The 24579-nt window shown below is 41.2% G+C and carries 19 protein-coding genes and 5 pseudogenes; 8 read left to right on the top strand and 16 right to left on the bottom strand.

Features of this window, described 5'->3' with window-relative positions; genetic code table 11:
• Nucleotides 1–7: 7 nt before the first annotated feature.
• Together D1093_RS00390 and D1093_RS00395 are read left to right on the top strand one after the other, a co-directional pair.
• The gene (locus tag D1093_RS00390) at nt 8–799 is read left to right on the top strand and encodes an inositol monophosphatase family protein (protein WP_120099901.1); all 792 of its coding nucleotides are present in this window, start codon (nt 8–10) and stop codon (nt 797–799) included.
• 22 nt (nt 800–821) lie between these two features.
• Nucleotides 822–1382 (top strand): annotated as a pseudogene (locus D1093_RS00395) (inositol monophosphatase family protein); the annotation flags it as partial.
• Between the two features lie 364 nt (nt 1383–1746).
• Here D1093_RS00395 and D1093_RS00400 read toward each other — a convergent pair.
• The 3 genes and pseudogenes from D1093_RS00400 to D1093_RS00410 all read right to left on the bottom strand — a co-directional run bounded on the left by D1093_RS00400 (nt 1747) and on the right by D1093_RS00410 (nt 6492).
• On the bottom strand, nt 1747–3009 hold the full coding sequence (locus D1093_RS00400) for a hypothetical protein (protein WP_120099902.1): 1263 nt from the start codon (nt 3007–3009) through the stop codon (nt 1747–1749).
• Between the two features lie 639 nt (nt 3010–3648).
• Nucleotides 3649–4276, bottom strand: a pseudogene (locus D1093_RS00405) (tyrosine-type recombinase/integrase); the annotation flags it as partial.
• 425 nt (nt 4277–4701) lie between these two features.
• Nucleotides 4702–6492 (bottom strand): ABC transporter transmembrane domain-containing protein, encoded by a 1791-nt coding sequence (locus tag D1093_RS00410; RefSeq protein ID WP_120099903.1) that lies wholly within the window; start codon nt 6490–6492, stop codon nt 4702–4704.
• 209 nt (nt 6493–6701) lie between these two features.
• Here D1093_RS00410 and rpmE point away from each other — a divergent pair, with 209 nt between their 5' ends.
• Nucleotides 6702–6923 carry a 50S ribosomal protein L31 gene (gene rpmE, locus D1093_RS00415; protein ID WP_005774581.1) on the top strand — a complete coding sequence of 74 codons (222 nt, stop codon included), beginning with the start codon at nt 6702–6704 and terminating at the stop codon, nt 6921–6923.
• 660 nt (nt 6924–7583) lie between these two features.
• Here rpmE and D1093_RS00420 read toward each other — a convergent pair.
• Together D1093_RS00420 and D1093_RS00425 are read right to left on the bottom strand one after the other, a co-directional pair.
• On the bottom strand, nt 7584–7871 hold the full coding sequence (locus tag D1093_RS00420) for a hypothetical protein (RefSeq protein ID WP_120102257.1): 288 nt from the start codon (nt 7869–7871) through the stop codon (nt 7584–7586).
• A gap of 798 nt (nt 7872–8669) precedes the next feature.
• Nucleotides 8670–9229 (bottom strand): annotated as a pseudogene (locus D1093_RS00425) (class I fructose-bisphosphate aldolase); the annotation flags it as partial.
• Between D1093_RS00425 and D1093_RS09890 the strand changes: the two are divergent.
• On the top strand, nt 9187–9327 hold the full coding sequence (locus D1093_RS09890) for a hypothetical protein (RefSeq protein WP_167309077.1): 141 nt from the start codon (nt 9187–9189) through the stop codon (nt 9325–9327). The pseudogene D1093_RS00425 and the gene D1093_RS09890 sit on opposite strands and share 43 nt — an antisense overlap.
• Nucleotides 9328–9389: 62 nt before the next feature.
• Here the strand turns inward: D1093_RS09890 and D1093_RS00430 are convergent, their stop codons facing one another.
• From D1093_RS00430 to tkt, 4 genes are all read right to left on the bottom strand, one after another.
• Nucleotides 9390–10421, bottom strand: a complete 1032-nt coding sequence (locus D1093_RS00430; RefSeq protein ID WP_120099904.1) for a class I fructose-bisphosphate aldolase — start codon at nt 10419–10421, stop codon at nt 9390–9392.
• Nucleotides 10422–10559: 138 nt separating this feature from the next.
• Nucleotides 10560–11753: a phosphoglycerate kinase gene (locus D1093_RS00435; RefSeq protein ID WP_120102259.1), complete on the bottom strand. Its 1194-nt coding sequence runs from the start codon at nt 11751–11753 to the stop codon at nt 10560–10562.
• A 583-nt stretch (nt 11754–12336) separates the two neighbouring features.
• Nucleotides 12337–13344 carry a type I glyceraldehyde-3-phosphate dehydrogenase gene (gene gap / locus D1093_RS00440; RefSeq protein WP_120099905.1) on the bottom strand — a complete coding sequence of 336 codons (1008 nt, stop codon included), beginning with the start codon at nt 13342–13344 and terminating at the stop codon, nt 12337–12339.
• 204 nt (nt 13345–13548) lie between these two features.
• Nucleotides 13549–15555, bottom strand: coding sequence for a transketolase (tkt, locus tag D1093_RS00445; protein ID WP_120099906.1), 2007 nt, complete (start codon nt 15553–15555; stop codon nt 13549–13551).
• Nucleotides 15556–15889: 334 nt separating this feature from the next.
• On the opposite strand from tkt, the gene D1093_RS00450 reads away from it, so the two are divergent.
• The 3 genes from D1093_RS00450 to D1093_RS00460 all read left to right on the top strand — a co-directional run bounded on the left by D1093_RS00450 (nt 15890) and on the right by D1093_RS00460 (nt 17368).
• Nucleotides 15890–16165 carry a DUF4164 domain-containing protein gene (locus tag D1093_RS00450; protein WP_039760787.1) on the top strand — a complete coding sequence of 92 codons (276 nt, stop codon included), beginning with the start codon at nt 15890–15892 and terminating at the stop codon, nt 16163–16165.
• A 12-nt stretch (nt 16166–16177) separates the two neighbouring features.
• Nucleotides 16178–16561 carry a cell division protein ZapA gene (locus D1093_RS00455; protein WP_120099907.1) on the top strand — a complete coding sequence of 128 codons (384 nt, stop codon included), beginning with the start codon at nt 16178–16180 and terminating at the stop codon, nt 16559–16561.
• Between the two features lie 579 nt (nt 16562–17140).
• Entirely contained in the window at nt 17141–17368 is a 228-nt protein-coding gene (locus D1093_RS00460) for a hypothetical protein (RefSeq protein WP_120099908.1), read from the top strand.
• Nucleotides 17369–17373: 5 nt separating this feature from the next.
• On the opposite strand, the pseudogene D1093_RS00465 reads toward D1093_RS00460, so the two are convergent.
• The 4 genes and pseudogenes from D1093_RS00465 to D1093_RS00480 form a co-directional block, all read right to left on the bottom strand.
• A pseudogene (locus D1093_RS00465) lies at nt 17374–17680 on the bottom strand (pyruvate kinase alpha/beta domain-containing protein); the annotation flags it as partial.
• Between the two features lie 39 nt (nt 17681–17719).
• Nucleotides 17720–18024: pseudogene (locus D1093_RS00470) on the bottom strand (pyruvate kinase alpha/beta domain-containing protein); the annotation flags it as partial.
• Between the two features lie 39 nt (nt 18025–18063).
• Complete coding sequence (gene pyk / locus D1093_RS00475) at nt 18064–19500, bottom strand: pyruvate kinase (protein ID WP_120099909.1); 1437 nt, start codon at nt 19498–19500, stop codon at nt 18064–18066.
• Entirely contained in the window at nt 19497–19985 is a 489-nt protein-coding gene (locus D1093_RS00480) for a DUF1036 domain-containing protein (protein ID WP_120099910.1), read from the bottom strand. The genes pyk and D1093_RS00480 overlap by 4 nt, the downstream gene beginning before the upstream one ends.
• A 275-nt stretch (nt 19986–20260) precedes the next feature.
• Between D1093_RS00480 and D1093_RS00485 the strand changes: the two genes are divergently transcribed.
• Nucleotides 20261–20521 (top strand): DUF2312 domain-containing protein, encoded by a 261-nt coding sequence (locus D1093_RS00485; protein WP_005774567.1) that lies wholly within the window; start codon nt 20261–20263, stop codon nt 20519–20521.
• Between the two features lie 603 nt (nt 20522–21124).
• On the opposite strand, the gene rimJ is transcribed toward D1093_RS00485, so the two are convergent.
• The 3 genes from rimJ to D1093_RS00500 form a co-directional block, all read right to left on the bottom strand.
• The gene (rimJ, locus tag D1093_RS00490; RefSeq protein ID WP_026500906.1) at nt 21125–21688 is read right to left on the bottom strand and encodes a ribosomal protein S5-alanine N-acetyltransferase; all 564 of its coding nucleotides are present in this window, start codon (nt 21686–21688) and stop codon (nt 21125–21127) included.
• A 568-nt stretch (nt 21689–22256) separates the two neighbouring features.
• Nucleotides 22257–24122: an ABC-F family ATP-binding cassette domain-containing protein gene (locus D1093_RS00495; protein WP_005774921.1), complete on the bottom strand. Its 1866-nt coding sequence runs from the start codon at nt 24120–24122 to the stop codon at nt 22257–22259.
• A complete protein-coding gene (locus D1093_RS00500) occupies nt 24122–24508 on the bottom strand; it encodes a hypothetical protein (RefSeq protein ID WP_120099912.1) in 387 nt (128 codons plus the stop codon). Before D1093_RS00500 ends, D1093_RS00495 begins: the two co-directional genes overlap by 1 nt.
• Between the last annotated feature and the right edge of the window lie 71 nt (nt 24509–24579).

Raw genomic sequence — 24579 nt, forward strand, 5'->3', positions numbered from 1 at the left:
TAACAAGATGGCCCATTCTGCAATCATGAATGTCATGGTGCAAGCTGCCATGAAAGCAGGACGCTCGTTGGTGCGTGATTACGGTGAAGTGCAAAATTTGCAAGTGTCCTTAAAAGGACCAGCCGATTACGTCAGTCAAGCAGACCGTAAAGCAGAAAAAATTATTTTCACTGAACTGAGCAAAGCACGCCCCAAATTCGGTTTTCTGATGGAAGAGTCTGAGGAAATCATTGGAGAGGATTCACAACATCGTTTTATTGTTGACCCTTTAGATGGTACCACAAATTTTCTCCATGGCATTCCTTTTTTTGCTGTTTCCATTGCTTTAGAAAGCCAAGGCAAAATCGTTGCGGGTGTCATTTACAATCCGGTAAGTGATGAGCTCTTTACCGCAGAACGGGGCAGTGGTGCTTTTTTCAACGACCGGCGCTGCCGCGTTTCCGCACGGAAAAGATTAGAAGATTGTGTCATTGCCACCGGCATGCCTCATTTTGGACGCCCAGGTCATGGAACCTACCTTATTGAATTACGCAATATGATGATGGAAGTTGCTGGACTTCGCCGTTTTGGCGCAGCATCCCTTGATTTAGCCTATGTTGCTGCTGGAAGAACTGATGGCTATTGGGAAGACAACCTGCAAATTTGGGATATGGCTGCTGGAATCTTAATGGTTCGCGAAGCCGGTGGTTTTGTCACCGATAAAGAAGGGGGGGATGATATCTTCCGCAAAAAAAATATCCTCGCCGGCAATGAACACATTCGCACCAAACTAGAAAAAGTTCTCAAAAAAGGCATTTAGCTCTCAAAAAAAAATCTTAAAACCACCAGATTACGTCAACCAAACCGATCGCAAAGTAGAAAAAATTATTTTCAATTAACTAAGCAAAGTGCGCCCCAAATTCGGTTTTCTGATGGAAGAGTCTGAGGAAATCATTGGAGAGGATTCACAACATCGTTTTATTGTTGACCCTTTAGATGGCACCACAAATTTTCTCCATGGCATTCCTTTTTTTGCTGTTTCCATTGCTTTAGAAAGCCAAGGCAAAATCGTTGCAGCTGTCATTTACAACCCCGTGAATGATGAGCTCTTTACCGCAGAACGGGGCAGTGGTGCTTTTTTCAACGACCGGCGCTGCCGCGTTTCCGCACGGAAAAGATTAGAAGATTGTGTCATTGCCACCGGCATGCCTCATTTTGGACGCCCAGGTCATGGAACCTACCTTATTGAATTACGCAATATGATGATGGAAGTTGCTGGACTTCGCCGTTTTGGCGCAGCATCCCTTGATTTAGCCTATGTTGCGGCTGGAAGAACTGATGGCTATTGGGAAGACAACCTGCAAATTTGCAATAGAACACCCCGCATACAAAGGGTTCACAAAACAATCACCAACGATCAAGCCCCCCAAAAAACCTAAAGATACAATGACAGCCTAGCCAATATTATTGACACTGTTGTTCCCCTCAGTTCCCCTACAAACAAACCAGAAAACAAAAATCACCATCACAACAAAACGCTCTCAAAAACAATAAATACACCTGCTGCAAAAACCTCCCCTACCCTTTTTAAGAAATCACCCTTACACTGCCGAAAAAAAATCGACTCTAAAAACACCCCTCTTTTTTAAGAGCTGCCGCCTATACCTTTCATTGCGTTTCACTGCTCTTCACAAAAATACGCCATTATGCAAATTTCCATTAATATACTAATATATAACTGTTACCGACCTCTCCTTCTTTCAAGCATTATTCCAACGTATTTATCAAATAGGCGTAAGATTTATTGTAATTCAAATATCTATTTGCAAGAACCGCTTCCTGTATTTCATTCTCGAACTGTTTTTGATCTTTTTCGATAGCCTCTTCCAATTTCTTTACCTTCTCTTCACCGAAGATAGCTTTTAATTTTGTTTGTCTGGTAAGCTGCTCCCAAAAAATCAACCGGTTATCGCATTTCTCATTTGATGATTTCATCCATTCTTTAATGCCTAATTTATAAGCTTCTTCAAATGTCGGTATCTTTTCATTAAGGACTACTAGGTCTTTTTTCTCTTCTTTATCTCTCTTTCTACAAGCCTTCATTGCCTTTTCAACCGTGGAGTAACGACAATTTTCCTCAAAGGCCATATATCCTTCTTTCACCGTATCAATAAGCTGCTTATAGTAAATAAAAGTCTCTCTCGCCGCCTTATAATCACTGGAAACATCATACAATAATGATAAAAGTTCTCTTTTACAAACGCATAGTACATCACAGTCACCAGGCATGGTCCCAAATCCTCGCAGTATCTTTTTTAGCGTTTCATATTCTGTATATTTAGGTATATCTTCAAACCAAATTTCCAGAGATGCTAAGTCACGATAGAGCCCTGAAGCCTTATCTTTTTGTTGCTGTTTATATTCCGCTGTAATCATATCATCAATCATATATAACCACCAATGAAACAACAGCATTGTAGGCTTATAGCGCTTTTTTCTCGTCAGAGGATCTACAAACTTTTCAATAATTATCCTGTTCTTTCTCATCAATCGCACAACTTTAGGATAAGTTTCCTTAAAAATTGGACGCTTCATTAATTCATTTATTCTTTCGATGTGCTCAGCAGTAAATTCCACTTCCATCGCCTTTTCATAGAGAAAAAACGTATCTGCATATCCTTGAGCACAAATATCTCGTATCATTGGATGCTGCTGTTCTTTAGATTCAGAAATGTGCCCAATTTTTTTTATCCCTAATATACTCCTTTCCCAATATCTTACTTCTTCATCCCATTGTTTAATCCATTCTTTCGGTATTCTTTGAGTTTTTTGAAAAAGCTTTTGTTCCCATTGTGCAATAATATTTCGATATATCGCGCACTCTCGATCTTTCAGCTGCAGTAATTTCTCACATTTCTCAAGTTGTTCACTTAATTGCTTTTTTTGATGATTTGCTAACCAAAGACTACAGATTATGCCCCCTGCTATAAATATTCCTACTATAACTATGAAAGTATCGTAATTACCCATCCTCGCTCCTTTTTCTCCTCACCGACATTTCACACAGCTCTCTTATCGGCTCCTCGATATTGTATCAATATGTATATAACGGATTCAAAGTTTTCTATATATTCTGCGTTAACAAAAATAGCATACAAAATATAGATAATAATATTGATAAATACAAACAATTCGTATTTTAATTATACTGCTCTTGTGCTTTATACGCTTTAAAGAAAAGCTTTATAACTCTTAAAATGAACTTCCCCGATAGAGTGGTTCAAAGTACTCAAAAGCCTAACACAGCAAAACATGGCTGCGTGCTCTCTTAGCTCTGTTTTGTAAAATCGATAAAAAGCATTTCTCAGCCCATTTATCGGCTCTTTTTCCATAAGCCGGCACCATCACACATTTTGCCACCCTCCAATGTTGCTACAACCCTTAAAACTTGAGAGGATTCATAAGAAGCATTGTTCTTTCTCAAGTGTTTTACGCCATACAGACTTCCCTACTTTTTACATGCAAGAGACATGATTTTAATTGATTCACCATCATAGGTTTAAAATAAGAAAATCCTATGATTTTAGAAGCTCTCATCCAACGTGGAAAACAATGAATTATCCTTATAAATCAACGTGAAGACAGTTATAAAGAGAGCGATTCCCTTCAATTCATAGCTGGTCTATTAATGGTTTTATAGAGTTGTTTACCTAAGAGAGCGCGTGCTTTTTCTACTGCTTGTAAATCAACATTTAATCCCAAAGCAGCCACATGTTTGAGACAAATATTAAGACGACTAAGAGCTCTATTAGCTGTTGCTGCTTTTGTATGCCAAATGGGAGCAAAGGTATCACGTATCTCTGTTTGTGTAATTTCTGAAATGGGCAAACATCCTAATTTAGGGAGAATATGAAGTTGTAAAGGCGAAAACCAATCTCCATTTTTCCCATCTCTTTTTAATTCAGCTTTACGGCTTTCAAAAGTATCCAAAGCAATATCTTTTAAATAATGGAGATTGCTTATTGCCTCACGCTTTTGTTTTTCACGTTCTTTAATGGGGTCACGCCCTTCACGCAAAACAGAACGCCACCCAGTTGCCAATTCACGGGCTTGTTTTAAAGAGACATGTCTCAAAGCGCACCCAATCCCATTTCACGACGGCGCCCGTGAAGGGTATAACGATAAATCCATTGAGCACCTCCATCTTTACGTTTATGAAGAAGCAAACCGGCACCATCACACACTTTACCAGCCCGTGGGTGTTGCGATACAGCTCTTGGCATTTGAGAGCGTTCATAAGAACCATTTTTAGTCTTTTCTTATACACATTTGATCCACACACTCCTCCCGCTTATGACGTGCAAGCAAGTGATGTTAATTGATTCAAGATAAACAGATTTGAAATGAGAGAATCTTACGATATTCGGGACTCTCATTCGATATGAATAAGGTTGAATTATCTATATAAATTAATGCGTTGTCAATTAATAAATATTAACTTGGCATCGTTTTATATTCTACATAAAGAAAGCATTTTTATAAAGATGCTCCCTTTCAAGCATAAAAAAGCACAACCAGAATTCAAAAAGAAAAACGCCTCAATTTTTGCCCCTCTTTTTTATCTTAATTCTTGCCTCTCTTTTTCCCATGAGCCCTTAAATGATCATCCTCTGCTTATAAAAATGGTATTTCCCCCAGTTACTGCTCTTGTATTAAGAGCCCTTATTCAGGTGAAAATTGCAATTTTGCAAGATAAGCATAAACACCATTTTTTGCCACAAGTTCGGCATGGGTTCCTTCTTCCACAAGGGCGCCTTTATCCATCACGAGAATACGATCCGCTTTTAAAATGGTTGCCAAACGGTGCGCAATCACCAATGTTGTACGGTTTTGCATCAAACCTTCTAAGGCTTCTTGCACGAGTTTTTCACTTTTTGCATCTAAAGCAGATGTCGCTTCATCAAGCAGCAAGAGCGGTGCATTTCTTAAAATCGCCCGTGCAATACCAATGCGCTGTTTTTGCCCTCCAGAAAGCATGGTACCGCGTTCTCCCACTTCTGTATCCAAGCCATCAGGCAAATTTTCAATAAATTCAAAGGCATTGGCTGCTTTAGCAGCCGCAATAATTTCCTCTTCCAGGGCATTTTCAGTTCCAAAAACAATATTATCGCGCAATGTACCATCAAAAATAGCAACATCTTGCGGAACATAAGAGATTGCACCACGTAAATCTTGCAGAGAAAGGCGATCAATTTCCAGACCATCCAGCCGAATTTTTCCACTTGTTGGGTCATAAAAACGCAGGATTAAAGAAAAAATGGTACTTTTCCCCGCTCCTGAAGCACCAACAAAAGCAACTGTTTCACCGGCTTTGATAGAAAAGGAAAGCGAGCGTAAAATCTTCTCTTGAGGTCGAGAAGGATAGGTAAAATCAACATGATCAAAAATAAGTTCGCCTCGAACAGGGCGCTCCAATGATAAAGGATTTTTAGGTGCTAAAATCATAGGTTTTTCCTGCAACAATTCGGCCAATCGTTCAGCCGCACCTGCTGCTTGAATGAGTTCTGCCCCCAGTTCTGATAATTGGGCAAAGGTTGAAGCTCCAAAAACGGCATAAAGGACAAATTGCCCTAATGTCCCCCCTGTCATCGTCCCATTCAAAACATCATGCGATCCAATCCACAAAACAGCCACCACACTGCTAAAAACCAAAAAAATCGCAAAACCAGTAAAAAAGGAACGCAAAATTACAGAAGCCCGTGCTGTCTGAAAGGCGCGTTCTATCATCCGTGAAAAACGTGTCGCAACAAATTTTTCAGCGGTAAAAGCTTGTACCGTACGAATAGCGCTAACCTGTTCTGTTGCAACAGCATTAGCATCGGCGACACGATCTTGCGCCGCGCGTGTGCGTGTACGTACCCTGCGTCCAAAAGCCACCAAAGGAATTGCCACAACAGGAATAGCAGCCAGAACCAGCAAAGATAATTTAGCATTGGTGATCACCATCATCACGACAGCCCCGATCACGATAATCAACTGACGCAAAGCGGTAGAGGCGGTTGAACCAACGGCCAATTTTATTTGTGTCGTATCTGTTAGAAGTCTTGAAACAATCTCACCTGAATGCGACCGATCAAAAAAAGCTGGCGAAAGTTTCATAATATGGATAAACACATCCCGCCGTAAATCGGCAACAATCCGTTCTCCCAAGGTGATGACACAATAATAACGGCAAGCTGAAGAAAATGCGAGAATCAAGGCTAATAAAAACAAAATGCCAAAGTAAAAATTGATATGTCCATGGCTTGAGCGAGAAAATCCATGATCAAACATTTGGCGGATCGCTATGGGTAAAGCTAATGTAACAAGAGCTGCAACAGACAAAGCAAGAAAGGCAAAGATAAACAACCAACGATAGCGCAAAAGATAAGGAACAAAAATGGCAAGTGAAGAAAAGGAAGATTTCTCAAGAGAGGATTTTGTAGATTTTTCTGAATGACGATATAATTTCATAAAACTTCGCTCACTATATTAAAGGATTTATAAAACTATTAAAGGATTTATAAAACTTGACAAAATGATGTATCTTGAACACTTGTTTTTTAATGCGTGCTCAGCTATAGGAATAGATACTTTAATCAATGTATCAAAAAGACAAAGGAAGCGCACTTAAAAAATCGAGTAAGTGTTCTTTCATTCTGTAAACGTAAAAGGTTTGACGCATGAAAGCGAATATTCATCCTAACTATCACAAAATTACCGTTGTTATGACGGATGGAACTCAATATACAACGCGCTCCACTTGGGGAAAAGAAGGGGATACGCTCAATCTAGATATTGATCCAAGAACACATCCAGCATGGACAGGTGGGTCCCAGACACTTGTAGACCGTGGCGGTCGCCTTTCTAAGTTCAAAAATCGTTTTGGCAATATTGGTATGTAAAAACCTCATCCTCGTGAGGTACAAAGATTTTAAACCAAACGATTGCCTCATTAGAGTTATGAGGCTTTTTTTGTGCTGTAATGGAGTGCACTTTAAAGAGTGATTTAAAAACGCATCCAACAGAAATAGATCGGTCTCAACCCCTTATAAATCGTGATGGTTGCGTTTTTTTTTAATTCAAAAATCATTTTGTGATATAGCTCTATCAAGAGCACCTAAAATACGCCTTAGTGGCTAAATATAGGTGCTTTTTCCCCTTATAGCGTATCAGTTTTGTAGAAGGCTTTGAACCCTTTATATTTAAATCACAAAATCATAATTGGATTATATTGCATAAAGATGCTTTCTCATTTTTCCATTTAGCACACGGTAACATACCATTGAGCCCCCCTAAGAAGCTTTCCCCTTATATCATGACTTCATAAGCCGCGTGAAAAAGACAAAACAAGCCGTTTGGGTGTCTTAAGGTCAAGGACGCAGTGAGTCCACCCTACAAGACTTCCGCTCTACAAGATTTCCATTGTGCTTAAAGACCAAGGTTTGTTATAGTCCCTTCATTAAATGCAGCTCTAATGTCATGATTTTTGAGAACAATTCTTAAGAATTTGAGAGACTGTCCACCTCTCATTTTGATTTATACACAACCAAAGTGCGCTCTCTTTATTCAGGGAGAATAAGAACATACCCTTCAGGTGCTAAACGGTATAAGAGAGCATCATACCCCCACATAGCAGACATGCAGCAAATAGAAAAAACGCCTTCACCAATTGCTATGAGTAGTGTGAACGATATAGCGGCTTCATCTGCTGTTGCTTCGCGGCGTTGTAAGTAGTATCCGACAAAAAAGAAAAAGCACGTGAGTCCACTCGCTCCCGTAAAGAAGCTTAGTACGGCATGAACCAGTCCACGCATGTTGAATAAGATAAGAAAAATTATGAAAAAAAACACTCCGAATATTCCAGCGAATATCCCACGTACGATATGGCAAAATTTTCGCATCATAATTGCAGAAACGCTCTGCTCTGCGTATCGATTTTTTTGATGCTTGTATTCTTAGAAGATATGCTGTCCACAACTCCCCCCCTCGATTTTAAAGCCAAAATGCTACGAGATTAATTTTCTATAATGATATCATAACAAAATACAAGAAAAATTTATTCATTTTAATGAAAAAAGAGGTGTTTTATTGAAATACAAATCTATTTTTGTTAGCAAAAGCAACTAAATCCGCTCGTTAATAAAAAGACACCCCCTTGAAGAAGAAGCTATCCTGAAGCACAAAAGCTTCATAAGCTATATGTCTAATCCAATCAGAAATCACAACTCTTCAATCGACCCGCTTACCCAACTTTTGAGATTGCACTCAAATGGATTGTGCTGATGACAAGCAATAATAACATGAATAAAGAGAAAATATCACAATATCAAACTCTTCTTAAGATAGTACCAACTTTATGATTTTCACTTCAAAAAATAAGAGTCCACCTCACGAACCATAACACAACGAAGATACTGCGCATTCACGAATTTCCTTTAAAGCACCATCTCCCCTTCTTACAATCGCACCTCTCCCGCAATCTTATCTCTCGATGCAATTCATAAAGACTTTATAAAATATCCAAGGAGAAAACGCTCTGAGAAAGCTTTCAAGCCTAAAATACCCCCATCATTTTTATCATGATGAGGTTTTCCCAATCACGCAGAAACATGCAAAATCTTTCCGCATTTAGGCATAGAGCTTGTACTTCAAGCGCTCACTTTTTCTTGGCTCTTTTGTCCCCTGCTCTTTTGTCCCCTGCTCTTTGTCCATTGTCCTAAAGCCACAAGATGGTTCATCCGCACACGATGATGAAATGCCTTTTGCGCAACAGCAATATTTTCATCTTTTCCAGCCCATGCTTTTAAAGCAGCCGCTTGCAAAGCACGTCGATCAAGAAAAGGTCAATTTCCAAGGCAATGCACCCAAAGCATTGATCGTGAATAAATGGGGCAGAAAAATGCGCCGTTGCTTCCTAATCTGACTGCCCGCAAGACAAGAAAAGCAATTCTTAAGAACAGTGGAAGGGACAGTTTGTTTAAGCACACGAACAGTCTTTTCAGCCACCTCTTCAACACCAGCCTTGCGCGCATCCTTGCCATCAATGCCCCTATTGGGTTTTAAAATCATCCCCTCTAAAACAACACGAGCTTCAAATAGTGTTATAAAAATTTGCCAAACGGCACATGTCCCCTCACACACAACGCGCAATGGAATGCTGACACGATGGTCCATCCATCAGCACTTCCGGCTCTACAATCGGCACAATCCAATCTTGAAATTGTTAAACCCAAAAAAAGAACTATATTCTTTATCAAAGAGCATAATGCGCAAGAGCTTATGCATTTTGATTGCCCTCTTGGCTAGCAAAGCGTTCACATCAAGGACAATCACTGCATCCCCTTATGGGAATTCAAGTCTATAGCAATTCAAGCGCTCACTTTTTCTTGGCTCTTTGTCCATTGTCCTAAAGCCGCAAGATGGTTCATCCGCACACGATGATGAAATGCCTTTTGCGCAACAGCAATATTTTCATCTTTTCCAGCCCATGCTTTTAAAGCAGCCGCTTGCAAAGCACGTCCATAGGAAAAGGTCAATTTCCAAGGCAATGCACCCAAACTATTCATGGCTGATAAATGCGCCGTTGCTTCCTGATCTGACTGCCCACCAGAGAGAAAAGCAATTCCTGGAACAGCAGAAGGGACAGTTTGTTTAAGCACACGAACAGTCTTTTCAGCCACCTCTTCAACACCAGCCTTGCGCGCATCCTTGCCATCAATCACCATATTGGGTTTTAAAATCATCGCCTCTAAAACAACACGGGCTTCAAACAATTCTTTAAAGACAGTGTGTAAAACAGCTTGTGTCACCTCAAAGCAACGCGCAATGGAATGCCCGCACGACGGTCCATCCATCAGCACCTCCGGCTCCACAATCGGCACAATATTGAGTTCCTGACATAAAGCAGCATAACGCGCGAGAGCGTGTGCATTTTGATTGATAGCGCCTCTTGTTGGTAAGGTATCTGCATTAATGGCAATCACCGCCCGCCACTTAGCAAAACGTGCGCCCAAAGTATAATAGTCTTTTAACCGTTCACGAAGACCATCCAACCCTTCGGTAATTGTCTCTTGGGGAAAAGCAGCTAAGGGTTTCGCACCCGTATCAACTTTAATTCCTGGCAAAGCGCCAGCATCCCGAATAAGATCCGTCAACATTTGCCCTGTTGATGCTTTTTGTCGAATGGTTTCATCAAATAAAATCACTCCAGAAATAGCACTTTCCATAGCTTCTTTTGTACTAAAAAGCATTTCACGGTAAGCACGGCGTCTATCTTCATTGGATTCAACCCCAATGCTTTCAAACCGCTTGCCTATTGTCGCCGTACTTTCATCTGCTGCCAAAATACCTTTACCTGCCTGCACAAGAGAAAGTGCAATATCTTCAAGCCGTTCCATCATAAAAAAATTCCTCTTTATTTTCTCTATTTTGTCTTAAAATTTCATCTTGTCTCAAAGTCTTCCAACAGTGCGCCATACGCTTGAACACACCCTACACAAATGACACACAGCTTTAAAGCTGCTTTTCGCATAATCCCTTTAAGGCTGCATAAGGGCGAGAATCCCAGGCAGAACCTTCCCTTCCATCCATTCCAAAAAAGCCCCTCCTGCAGTTGAGAGATAAGTAAAATCATTAGCAACACCAGCATGATTAAGAGCAAAAACCGTATCGCCTCCTCCCGCAATTGAAACCAACTTGCCCGTCAAACTGCGTTCTGCGGCATGTCGTGCAACAGCAATTGTTCCTTTATCAAAAGGAGACATCTCAAAAACACCAAGGGGTCCATTCCACACAAGGGTAGCAGCCTTATCTATTGCGCTCTTGATATGAGCAATAGAGCGCGTTCCAATATCCAATATCATACCATCCTCAGGAATATCGCCAATATCATAAAGACGATGCGGCGCATTTTTTTCAAAGCGAAATCCAACGATAGCATCCACAGGGAGTAGAAGTTTACAGTGACATTCTTGCGCTTTTTTAATGATTTTTTTGACCGTTTCCATCAATTCGTGTTCACACAGTGACTTCCCCACATGAATACCTTGCGCAGCTAAAAAACTATTGGCCATCCCACCCCCAATCACCAAGGAGTCGACTTTTTCCACCAAATGATTGAGAACAAAAAGCTTACTGGAAACTTTTGCCCCTCCCACCAGTGCAACGACAGGACGCGTTGGATTTCCAAGCCCTTTTTCTAAAGCCTGCAACTCACCTTGCAGCGATCGCCCCGCATAAGAGGGCAACAAATGCGTTATTCCCTCCACTGAAGCATGAGCACGATGAGAAACCGAAAAAGCATCATTGACATAAAGATCCCCATTATGGGCCAAAGCTTCGGCAAAAGAACAATCATTCTTTTCCTCATCGGCATAAAAACGAATATTTTCGAGTAGTAAAACACCCCCGTTTTGCAATGCCTCCACCGCCACCTGCACCGCCGAACCCATACAGTCAGGAACAAAAGCAACCGGCTGATTAATGATTTTTTCCAGCACTGACACAACAGGACGGAGTGAAAATTCCGGCTCGATCTTTCCTTTAGGGCGACCACAATGAGAAAGCAAAATAAGCTTAGCGCCACGCTTTTGCAGCTCAACGAGTGTTTCTTTATGGCGAACAAGACGCGTCTCATCACAAACTTTACCCAATGCCATAGGAACATTAAAATCCACGCGCACAAGAACACGTTTGCCCAAAACATCAACATCATCAAGCGTACGAAACACCATCACTGTTTCCTCTTCACTTTCCATTGTTTCAAATAAAAACGCATCAAACAAACCTGCTTAATTTTCTTTCCTCTAAAATCTCTTCTTTGCTTTTGCATGCCCCTACTTTGCTTGTGTATGCCACATCTTTATTTTTTCATAAAAGAAACCCACGAAAAACCACCCTTCTCTCCCCTCTACTTGAAAATTCAAAGCCTCCATCATCAAGTGTACAAAAGCCTCTCATTGTTCTTAATCTTCATAATCCATTGTTGCAAACAAATGCATTGGCTCAATTTTATTTCTACTAAAACGCTTCTTTACTTCTATGAAAAAGTGTTTACATTTTTCATCTTCTGACGTTTTTTCAAACGTTATCTCGTTCAGATGTTCCTTTTTCAAAGTTTACTCTTTCAAGCGGCTTTTAAAATCATATACTGCCTTGCACTTAAAAAAACACCATCAATCCTTAACAGCATCTTCTCTCTAGCGCATAAAAGCGACAACTTCTCTCTATTTTTCTCAAAAGAATGCGCCTTAATTTGTACAAAAACGAGGCTTTTCCTCATAAAGGAAAAGGACCCGAGGGTCCTTCTTAGAGTATTTATATTGTCTTGGCAAAAGCCACAGCCGTATCACTCATACGGTTAGAAAAGCCCCATTCATTATCATACCAAACCAGAACACGACAGAGCTTACCATCAATCACTTTGGTTTGATCATTATGGAAAATGGCTGAATGAGGATTATGATTAAAATCACAACTCACAAGCTTTTCTTGCGTAGTGTCCAAAATTCCCTTTAAGGAACCGCGTGCAGCAGTCGCAATAGCCGTATTAATTTCTTCAATTGTTGTGGAACGCTTAGCAGTAAATGTCAAATCTACTACAGAAACATTAGGGGTTGGAACACGAATGGACACTCCATCAAGCAATCCCTTTAATTCTGGCAAAACCAATCCCACAGCTTTTGCTGCCCCGGTTGAAGTAGGAATCATCGAAAGAGCGGACGCACGCGCCCGATAAAGATCACGATGCATGGTATCCAACACAGGTTGATCACCCGTATAAGAATGGATTGTTGTCATGAATCCATTTTCGATACCCACCGTGTTGTGCAAAACTTGTGCAACAGGGGCTAAGCAATTGGTTGTACAAGAAGCATTTGAAACAACGCGATGCTCTTTATTTAAAGATTGATGATTAACCCCGTACACCACGGTAAGATCGGCTCCTTCAGAAGGCGCAGAAACAAGCACACGCTTTGCCCCCGCTTCCAAATGCGCCTTTGCTTTATCACGCGCCGTAAAAATGCCCGTACATTCCAACGCAATATCGATATCTAAATCTTTCCAAGGCAATTGTACAGGATCACGCTCAGCGCATACCTTTATTAAACCACTCCCCACATCAATGGCATCCCCCACTACCTTAACGTCCCCAGAAAAACGCCCATGAACTGAATCATAGCGCAATAAATGGGCGTTTGTTTCCACCGATCCTAAATCATTAATTGCAACCACTTCAATATCTTTTCGTCCACTTTCTATAAGAGCACGTAAAATATTGCGTCCAATACGACCAAACCCATTAATTGCAACACGAACTGTCATTTCACATGTTTCCTCATCTAATTTTTAAAAGCATAACATTTAAAACACAACAAATGGGCATTTTCCAATCCCAAACTATGAATTCCCAAGACACCAGTATCTCGATCAATCAATCACTTATCCACAATAATGCACAACACTATCCACAACACCGTGCAGAGTGTGATACCTTACAGACACCCCCACGCATGACAATACAAGCTGTCATTTTGTCTTTTCCTCTTCGATCTTTTCCAGCTCTCTTTCAACAGTCGCAACGACATTTTCAGAAGTAAGACCAAAATGTGTATAAAGGTCATCAATTGTTCCACTTGCCCCAAAGCTCTCCATACCAATAAACACCCCGTCACAGCCAATAAAACGGTCCCATCCTTGAGCAACAGCAGCTTCAATCGCGATTTTAATCGGCGCATCGCCAATGAGAGCCCGTTGATAGGAGCGAGACTGTTGAGAAAAGAGTTCAAAACAAGGCACAGAAACCACACGGGTTGGGATGCCTTTTTCTTCTAAGACTTCACGTGCTTTGACCGCAATTTGCAATTCTGAACCGGAAGCAAACAAAGTCACTTGCGCCTCATCACTGGCTGTTAACAATTCATAAGCCCCAAGCGTACAGAGATTTTCTTCTTCATACTCTTGACGCAGTAGCGGCAGATTTTGTCGGCTCAAAGCCAAGGTAGAAGGCGTCCCGCGTGCTTTCAAAGCCAATTGCCAACACTCAACGGTTTCCATAGCATCAGCAGGGCGGAACACCAGATGATTAGGCATAGCGCGCAAGCAAGCTAAATGTTCCACGGGTTGATGGGTCGGTCCATCTTCACCAAGCCCAATAGAATCATGGGTCATGACATAAACCACCCGCAACCCCATAAGAGAAGACAAACGCATGGCAGGACGCATATAGTCAGAAAAGCATAAAAATGTTCCCCCGTAAGGAATAAAGCCTCCATGGAGAGCAAGCCCATTCATGATAGCGCCCATGGCATGTTCACGAATGCCATAATGGAGATAGCGCCCTGAAAAATCATCTGCCGTGATACTCTTCATCTGGCTGCTTTTTGTATTATTAGAGCCGGTCAAATCAGCAGAACCACCAATGGTCTCATGAACGACCTCATTGATCACTTCCAAAGCCATTTCCGAAGCTTTACGCGTAGCTACAACAGGAGACTCTTCAACAAGTTTCTGTTTATAAGCATCGACAGCGCTATCAAATCCCCCCACGAGATCACCACGCATCAATCTTTCAAATTCCAGCCGTTCTGAGACAGGAAGATCCGCCAATTTTTCTTCCCATTTTTGTCGCCTTTTAGCGGCATTAAGCCCTGCTAAACGCCAATTATCGAGAATATCGGCTGGAATAACGAAAGGCTCTGCCTCCCACCCCAAGGCGATACGGGTCTCAGCAATTTCTCGCACACCTAGAGGAGCTCCATGAACTTTATTGCTTCCCGCTTTATTCGGTGCTCCAAAACCGATTGTTGTTTTACAAGCGATTAAAGTTGGTTTATCAGAATTTTTCGCCTCTTCAATGGCATGTGCAATGGCTGTTTGGCTATGTCCATCGACTTTGAGTGTATTCCAACCCGATGCTTTAAAACGCGCGCACTGATCTGTACTATCCGCAAGAGAAATTTCTCCATCGATAGAAATATTATTATCATCCCACAACACGATAAGCTTGTGAAGTTTTAAATGCCCAGCTAAGGAAAGTGCTTCTTGCGAAATGCCTTCCATCAGGCATCCATCCCCCACCAATGCATAAGTGTAATGGTTGATAAGATCGCCAAAACGAGCATTTTGCAACCGTTCTGCAAGAGCCATTCCCACGGCATTCGCCAACCCTTGTCCGAGAGGTCCAGTGGTTGTTTCAATTCCTGCTGCATGCCCATATTCTGGATGTCCTGCAAGCTTTGCTCCTAATTGGCGAAAATTTTTAAGATCCTCAATACAGATATCTTCATAACCTGAAAGATACAGCAGAGCATAAAGCAACATCGATCCATGCCCTGCTGATAAGACAAAACGATCACGGTTAGGCCAACGAGGATTTTTGGGATCATGAGCAAGGAATTGTGTATAAAGAACCGTCGCAATATCAGCGGCTCCCATTGGCAAGCCCGGATGACCAGAATTGGCTTTTTCAATCGCATCAATAGCTAGAAAACGGATAGCATTAGCCATCTGATTCTGTTGGAGGGTGTTTGTCATGAATGATCGACCATTTTTTTTAATACATTATTCTGTTGTTTTTTCCGTATTGTCTTAAAGTTCCTTAAGAAATACTCTTTTACCCATCAGCGTGAGACTTTTGTCACCACTTCCATAACATTAATAACACATTCCCCTCACGCATCCTGTACAACCATGTCATTTATGCCAATACGCGCAAAAAATCCAGCTTTTAATTTATATCCATCCCCTGCTTTGCTTGCTAAAATATCCTACATACTTAAAAATGAGAGAGACATATTATAAGAATGTAAGTGATTCGTTTTTGCATAACGCATTGATAAAGGATACAATTACCCAAAGGACAAAAGCAATGAACCAAGAGACTACGGTTCTGCAAGATGCTCTAGAACACCTAGAAAAAGCACTTAGAACCTTAGAGATCACCATAATAAACCGCAACGCCGTTATTGATAAAAATAACGAATGGGAAGAAGAAATTCAACGAATGAATGCTGACCGCAGCCATCTTGCCCAAGCACTTGACAAAGCTGAAGCCCAAATTGAACGCTTAGAATCTGTTAACAAAGAAGTTTCCAAACGTCTTATTAAAGCAATGGAAACGATTCGTATCGTCATTGATAGATAAAGGTTTGAATGTATGGAAACAGTTTCCGTTACCATTGATGGTAAGAATTATCGCATGGCTTGTAATAAAGGACAAGAAAGTCATCTTATTGCGCTTGCAGCACAATTGGATCAATATATCACTCATCTAAAGAAAAATTTTGGAGAAATTGGCGACCATCGTTTATCGGTCATGGCGGGCATAATGATTATCGATGAAATGGAAGAAATAAAACGAGAAAATAAAAAATTACAAGAAAGCTACGATGCTCTTTTACGACTCCACAATGAAAAGGAGCGCGCCATGGGAAGAATTATGCGTGACACCACACACCGCATTGAAAAACTCACCAACCAATTGCTCAAAGATGATCAAAACAGCAAAAACATTCAAGAACAAGAACAGGAAGACTTTTAAACATGCATCATCGCGCACTCAGCAAGCCGATTTAACTTACCTTCCGCGCCCAACAGAACAAAAAACTCTAAAAAATGCATACGCATAAACAATTCGATTTTTTATCAAGAGGATTCCAATAACTGATCACGCATGGCTCTCATGGAATTGGCTTAAAGTCTGATCAAAAAAAACCTTAAATATTTCACTGACACACAAACATTTCATAGATCAAAGGATCCGCTTTATACCACTGCGCTTCCAATGAAATATCTTGCACAACAAACGACCAAAACCAACGCTATTGTAAAAAAATCATAATGCATAAAGCCAACTGCTTTTACATAAAAACGACACATAAACAGCCTATTTTTTAGAACACATTCATCGATCACTTTATTCTCATGCCTGACCTTCATGATTTTTGAGGACGCATAATTTTATTCAATTCTGCTTGCAAAAGTTTCATCCATTCACAAAAGCTTAAAGTGAGAAAAATTTTAAAGTTCTCATTCAAACAGCAAAAGGATGCATCTTCATGATCAATGAATCTCTCGCTTATAAGACATCAATAAAACGATCTGAAACAGATCTAAAAAGATGATAGAAAAAATCTTCCACCATAGGCAACCATCTTCAAAACGAACGATAAAATTACAACATCACCGCATCCCAACCCCAAAATCTAATACCCAAACCCCATACGACCATACTATTTCCACAATGGAAGATCAAAGCGAAATCGGTCTATTGGGACGTTCACGAGAAGCGCGCACCCCTGTTGTTCCTGAAGCCTGTTTAAAGGCGTATGAAAAAACACATGCGTAAACGGATCAAATCCCCTTCGTTCCATCTTGAGAGACAGAAGCAATACGCAAAAGGTTTGTTGCGCCAGGCGTTCCAAGGGGAACACCGGCTGTCACAAGGAAGCGATCTCCCCCTTGGCAAAAACCTTCCTGAAAGGCAATGGTAGCTGCACGATCAACCATATCCTCTAAATTCTTTGCATCATCAGTCACCACACGAATGAAGCCCCCAAATGAGAGCCAAACGCCGCGCTGTTTCCACAATGGGCGATAAAGCAATAATCGGTCTATTGGGACGTTCACGAGAGGCGCGCACCCCTGTTGTTCCTGAAGCCTGTTTAAAGGCGTATGAAAAAACACATGCGTAAACGGATCAAATCCCCTTCGTTCCATCTTGAGAGACAGAAACAATACGCAAAAGGTTTGTTGCGCCAGGCGTTCCAAGGGGAACACCGGCTGTCACAAGGAAGCGATCTCCCCCTTGGCAAAAACCTTCCTGAAAGGCAATGGTAGCTGCACGATCAACCATATCCTCTAAATTCTTTGCATCATCAGTCACCACACGAATGAAGCCCCCAAATGAGAGCCAAACGCCGCGCTGTTTCCACAAGGGAAGATCAAAGCGAAATCGGTCTATTGGGACGTTCACGAGAAGCGCTCCCCTGTTGTTCCTGAAGCCTGTTTAAAGGCGTATGAAAAAACACATGCGTAAACGGATCAAATCCCCTTCGTTCCATCTTGAGAGACAGAAACAATACGCAAAAGGTTTGTTGCGCCAGGCGTTCCAAGGGGAACACCGGCTGTCACAAGGAAGCGATCTCCCCCTTGGCAAAAACCTTCCTGAAAGGCAATGGTAGCTGCACGATCAACCATATCCTCTAAATTCTTTGCATCATCAGTCACCACACAATGAAGCCCCCAAATGAGAGCCAAACGCCGCGCTGTTTCCACAATGGGCGATAAAGCAATAATCGGTCTATTGGGACGTTCACGAGAGGCGCGCACCCCTGTTGTTCCTGAAGCCGTATAGGCAACGATCGCGGAGAGTGAAAGTGTTTCAGCAATCTGACGCGCTGCAAGAGAAATCGCATCTGTCCCTGTCGTTTCCGGTGCAGGATGTTGTGCTCCAACCTGAGCAGCATAAGTATGATCTTGTTCAATTTGCCGCGCGATTTTATCCATCATAAGCACCGCTTCTTCCGGATAACGACCAGAAGCAGATTCAGCCGACAACATCACGGCATCTGTTCCAGCATAAACCGCTGTAGCAACATCGGATACTTCTGCACGCGTTGGCACAGGAGATGTGATCATTGATTCGAGCATTTGTGTCGCCACCACCACCGGTTTTCCGGCTAAACGGCAAGCTTTGATCAACTCCATCTGAAGTGCAGGAACTCTTTCCAGAGGCATTTCCACCCCGAGATCTCCGCGCGCAATCATAATACCATCAGAGACTTCAATAATCTTTTCTATATGTTCCAAGGCTTGAGGCTTTTCGATTTTAGCCATCAAAGACACCTTGCTTTTTGTCAATCTGCGCACCGCTATAATATCTTCTGGACGCTGAATAAAAGAAAGGGCAACCCAATCAACAGGCTGCTGTAACAGCGCCTGAAGATCAGCCTTATCTTTTGAGGTCATCGAATCAAAAGGCAAAACTGTATCAGGAAAACTCACACCTTTTCGATCAGAAATACGGGTTCCAGCAACCACGCGACACTGAACAAAATGATCATCACACACTTCAGCGCGCAGTTCCACCCTTCCATCATCAATCAACAACCGATCCCCTGGTTTAAGTGCCAAAAAGACATCCTCATGGGGGAAAAAAACACGCCGTGCATCACCAGCCACATCGCGATGATCTAATGTAAAGCTTTGCCCGACACGCAAATCTTCTTGACCTTTGGCAAAATGACCAATACGCAGTTTTGGTCCCTGAAGATCCACCAAAATACCGATGGGCCGTTGAACCGTTTTTTCAACCTCCCGTATCGACTTGACCAAATCGCCCAATGTGTCACGATCCGTATGACTCATATTAAGGCGAAAAACATCTGCTCCTGCCCTAAAAAGCTTCTCAATCATTACACAAGAAAAAGAAGAAGGACCAAGAGTCGCAATAATTTTTACTTTACGGGCTCGTTTCACGGTGGAGAATTTCCTGAAAGAGAAGAGGAAACTGAATTGTTGAACAAAGAATCATCCGTCAACTGTACCATCCAACTGGTTTGATTACCGGTATCGATTTCCTTAAACTCAGCCTTTTGATATCCTCGAGGGAAACAATCATGAACCCCTTGAATAGTAAATTGGCTATCTTGCACACACATGGTGACAGAACCTGCCCAGCTTCCTTTTTTTTGTGCTCCTTCTGCATAAAAATAATAAAACCGCGAAGCAAGAGGTCCTTCGATTAAAGTTTTACATTCTGTCACGGGAACCACCCACCAGCCTTCGCTCACCCACCCTGAAAACGTACGATACCCAAGAGCAACCCCTACAGACTGTTGGGTTGTGTTACACACCCTAAAGTCAGCCTTTGCAAAAACAACAAGGGGAAATAAGAGCAAAATGCTCACGAGAAAAACCTTTAATCTTTTCTGAAATGCCCAATATTGTTTTTTCAAAATCACAAAACTTCCTCTATAATGTCAATTCTCAAAACAAATCATACATCTTTTTTTTCAATTGTTTTTTCAAAAGCCTTTCAAATCTAGAACACATATTTTTATATTTTTCTTTTTATAGCCCTTTTATCAATACATATATCTTAAAAACTTTACAAAATATTTAAAGTCAATTTGTAAAAAAACTGTGGTACTTGATTGATTTTTTATTTTTCAAGCTTTTTCGACATAAATTGGTCATCGAAAAAATAACGTACAACATATAACCTGGAGAAAATACAATGAATGATACAGTAACCGATCAAACACACGCTATATCCGTCAATCAATTACGCTCTTTTATCGAACGAATTGAACGACTAGAAGAAGAAAAAAAAACCATTTCCGATGATATTAAAGACGTCTACACGGAACTTAAAGGCTCTGGGTTTGATAGCAAAGCTGTTCGAAGCATTATACGGTTGCGTAAAAAAGAAGAGCACGAACGAATGGAAGAAGAAGCCATCATTGAACTTTATAAAAATGCGCTTGGAATGAATTAACAACATTGATAACATTGGAATTTTTCTTAAGAAAATGGAAAAAAACGCGTGAATGCACAAAAATTCTGCCCACCGTGAGCAGTTTATGCAAAATAACAAAAATTTATGTAACCTGTGACGAGACGACTTCACAGGATGCGTAACATTTTAACAGCCCTCACATTTGAAAGAATTCATAAAAAGTGAAAGAATTCATGAAAAGCGCATTTTTACGTCTTATCCTTCAATTATTTCTATCCACAGGGGCGTTTGTATCCATAGGGAGGGTATTTTATCTATACGGATCTCCCTTGTAAGCCAACCCCACTCATACATGCCAGCAAAGCGTTTTTGAGTCCTTCAACCTAAAAACAGGTGTAAAATAGAGAGAATCTTGCGCTATTGAAGACTTTTATTCAAATTGCAAAACAATGAATAAGATGATCAATCAATTCATTATCTAGGATGAAAAACATTTAAAGGGGTCAGCAGCTGAAATTCACTAAACAAAGGTCCTAAACTGTTTACAGAAGAGAGATTTAAGGATCTTCATCTTGTTAAGATTGTGAAAAGTTGGGCATATTTAGACATCTGGTAAAAAGGCCCTAGCTTTATTAAAATCTTTTATTCAAATCTATTGACGGGCTCATAAAGGTCATTGATTCGAGAGGTTAGAATATGATCTCTCCATTTTCCAGAAATCATCAAATAATCTTTGGCATAGCCTTCTTTTTCAAAATGAAGGCGCTTTAATAAAAGTTTGCTTTTTATGTTCTCAGGTCTATAATTTGCCATCACTCTATGCAGGTGATAGACTTGAAAGATATGGCGTATAAGAGCCGATAAACTCTCAAACATAAGGCCTTTGCCTTGTTTTTTCTCATCAAGAGAAAAGCCAAGATGACAGGCTTGAAAAACACCACGAACCACATTTGTAAAGTTCACAACACCGATGATTGTGTTTTCATTTTTGAGTCGTACGGCATATCGATAGGCTTGCCCTTGTGCGCTTTCATAAGCAAATGCATCGGCGCGTGTTTCCCAAGCTGTTAGGCTGTGGTAATCATCAGTTCTCAACGGTTCAAAAGGGCGCAGATAATTCGCATTCCGCAAGTAATAAGCAGACAATGAAGCGGCATCTTCTAAACCAATCAATGTGGAAATTGTTCGCTTTGTTTTAATTGCCATCATTTTCTCCTCCTAGAAATGTTACAATAACACGTTGATTTGTCCTGACATATCATCATTTTTAACCTTAACCCGTAACATCGAATACCTTACGCTTTTTCGCATCACAACGCTTCTCACATGAGAATCAATGAGGCTCATTTGCTTGTTTCTTCATAAGCGTGGGTGCTTGGTTAGAATATAAGGTAAAGACAAGAGAATGCTTTTTATAAATGCGCTCAAGAGCCACGGGTGATAGCAACATTGGGAACTGGCAAAGCGTGTGAGTGTATTGCCCTGCTTGCATACAGAGCATTTTGAAAAACGCACCGCACCAATAATTTTTTCTTTATCAAGATCTCTTTTATCAAGAATTGTGCAAAAAAGCCAAACATATACAGTCAAGCTTGCTTCCAAATCCCATTAATCAGCCCTATGACTTTGAACCGCTGTCAAAAGTATTTTTCTACAATCGGCTCTTTATGCATTCATAAGACACTGTGGTTATTCTTTAATATGTCCAAGTGCTCTACAGAAAGCGATGAAACAATAGGAATCTCTTATAAATGCTGAGAGATGATGAGAAACATTAATGTGAATAAACTTCTATTTCTTCGCGTAAAATTTCAAGTTCTAGCCATTCTTCTTGCTTTTGTGTGCAAATCATTTTCTTTTTTTCCAACGCTGTTGATAAACGCTCAAAACGTTCTTTATCATTGCAATAAAGAGTTGGGTCAGAGAGCTCTTGTTCAATTTTTTTTATTTCATTTTGCAAAACAGCGATTTCTTCAGGCAATTTTTCCAATGCATAAACCTGCTTATAAGACAATTTTCTTCGTGTTTTTTTCTCTCCCGCACTATCCAAACTAGAATCTTTTGATGAAGCATATTTTCCGCCCACCCCTGCGCAAGATTTTGCAGATATTTTACGGTGCGATAATTCTATTTCTTTACGTTGAAATGTCAAAGCCTGTTTATTTTGCGCCATCATATCACTATAGCCGCCCGCATATAAAACCCAATGACCATCGCCCTCCGGTGCCAACATATGCGTTACAGTACGATCTAAAAAATCTCTGTCATGGCTTACCAACAACACAGTTCCCGCAAAATCAGCGATAAATTCTTGCAACAAATCCAAAGTTTCCATATCCAAATCATTGGTTGGTTCATCAAGAATTAAAAAGTTTGCCGGACGAGAAAGAAGGCGTGCAAGCATGAGTCGTGCTCTTTCTCCTCCCGAAAATTCTTTAAGGGGGGTGCGCGCTTGTTCCGGCAAAAATAAAAAGTCTTTCATATAAGAAACCACATGCCGTTCTTGTCCATTGATCACAAGAGTATCGCCCCTTCCCCCCGTTAAATAGTGCGCCAAAGTTTCTTCTTCATTGAGAATACGTTGCTGATCAAGCAATGCCATGGAGAGGTTATAACCATGCCTCACCGTCCCACTATCCACGGTTTTTTGCCCAATCAATGCGGAAAGAAGCGTTGTCTTTCCAATCCCATTAGGTCCTACCAAACCAATTCGATCCCCCCTCTGAATGCGTAAAGAAAAATCTTTCACGATAACGCGATCCCCATAGGATTTTGAAATTTTTTTTGCTTCGAGCACCAATTGACCAGAATCATGAGTTTTTGCTGCTGTCAACAGTGCACTTCCAGGCTGCCCCTGATAGGTTTGATGACGCTGTCTTAAGTTTTTTAATTCGCTCAAGCGCCGTACATTACGCTTACGCCGTGCTGTTACCCCATAACGCAACCATTGCTCTTCACGGACAATTTGACGCCCCAATTTATGCTGCTCGAGTGCTTCTTCTTCCAGTGTTTTATCGCGCCAATTCTCAAATTCTGAAAAATGCTTTTCCAGTCTTTTGGTTGTCCCACGATCAAGCCATACCGTTGAACGCGTGACATTTTCTAAAAATCGTCGATCATGAGAAATCACCACAATCGCCGAACGCAAAGAAAACAACACGCCTTCCAACCATTCAATGGTTGGTAAATCAAGATGATTGGTTGGTTCATCTAAGAACAAAATATCCGGCTTTGCTGCAATGGCCCGTAATAATGAAACACGCCTCTTTTCACCGCCCGAAAGCGTTTCTAATTTTTCCGCGCCCGAAAACCCTAAATTTGTGCGAAGCATATTGATCCACTGAACATCAGATGTCTGATCCAATCCTGCTTCCATATAAGCATTAATATCCTCAAAACCTGAACAATCCGGATTTTGAGCGACATAACGAAGTGTTACGCGAGGGTGGCGAAAAATTTCGCCACCATGAGGCTCTAATATTCCTGCGGCAATCTTTAACAGGGTTGATTTTCCACAACCATTACGGCCTACCAACGCAATACGCGCTCCCTGCTCAACCGATAAACAGGCTTGGTTGAGCAAAGGCGTTATCCCAAAGGCTAGGGAAATGCGGTCAAGCCGCAGCAATGGCACCGCCATTAACGAACGCGGAGCGGACAAGGTGCTTGATACATCACCCCTCTTGCATCACGATAAGTACATAATTGACGTACTGGGACTCTTTGCGCACAAGGTGCTTGGTAAACATGTCCTCTGCGAGAGCGATATGTGCACAATTGTGAAGCTTGTCTTTGTTGTCTTCTTTGATTTACAGCCTCACCCGTTATGGTTCCAGCCAAAGCACCAAATGCCGCACCAGTAAGCGCTGCTCCAGGTGTACTTCCAGCAATAGCTGTTCCAGCCAAGGCCCCGATTGCTGCTCCCCCTACACCGTAACGCGCAACGCGTTCATCAGTTGTCGTACAAGCCACCGAACTGAAACCAATCGCAGAAACGACGGCTACTTTTAAAATTGATTTGAACATAGCAAAACCTTTCCTTCTCAAGATCAATACATAATATATCAGTTATGTCGGCACTTAATCACTCAGCCCCC

The organism is Bartonella kosoyi, assembly GCF_003606325.2.
Lineage (GTDB): Bacteria > Pseudomonadota > Alphaproteobacteria > Rhizobiales > Rhizobiaceae > Bartonella > Bartonella kosoyi.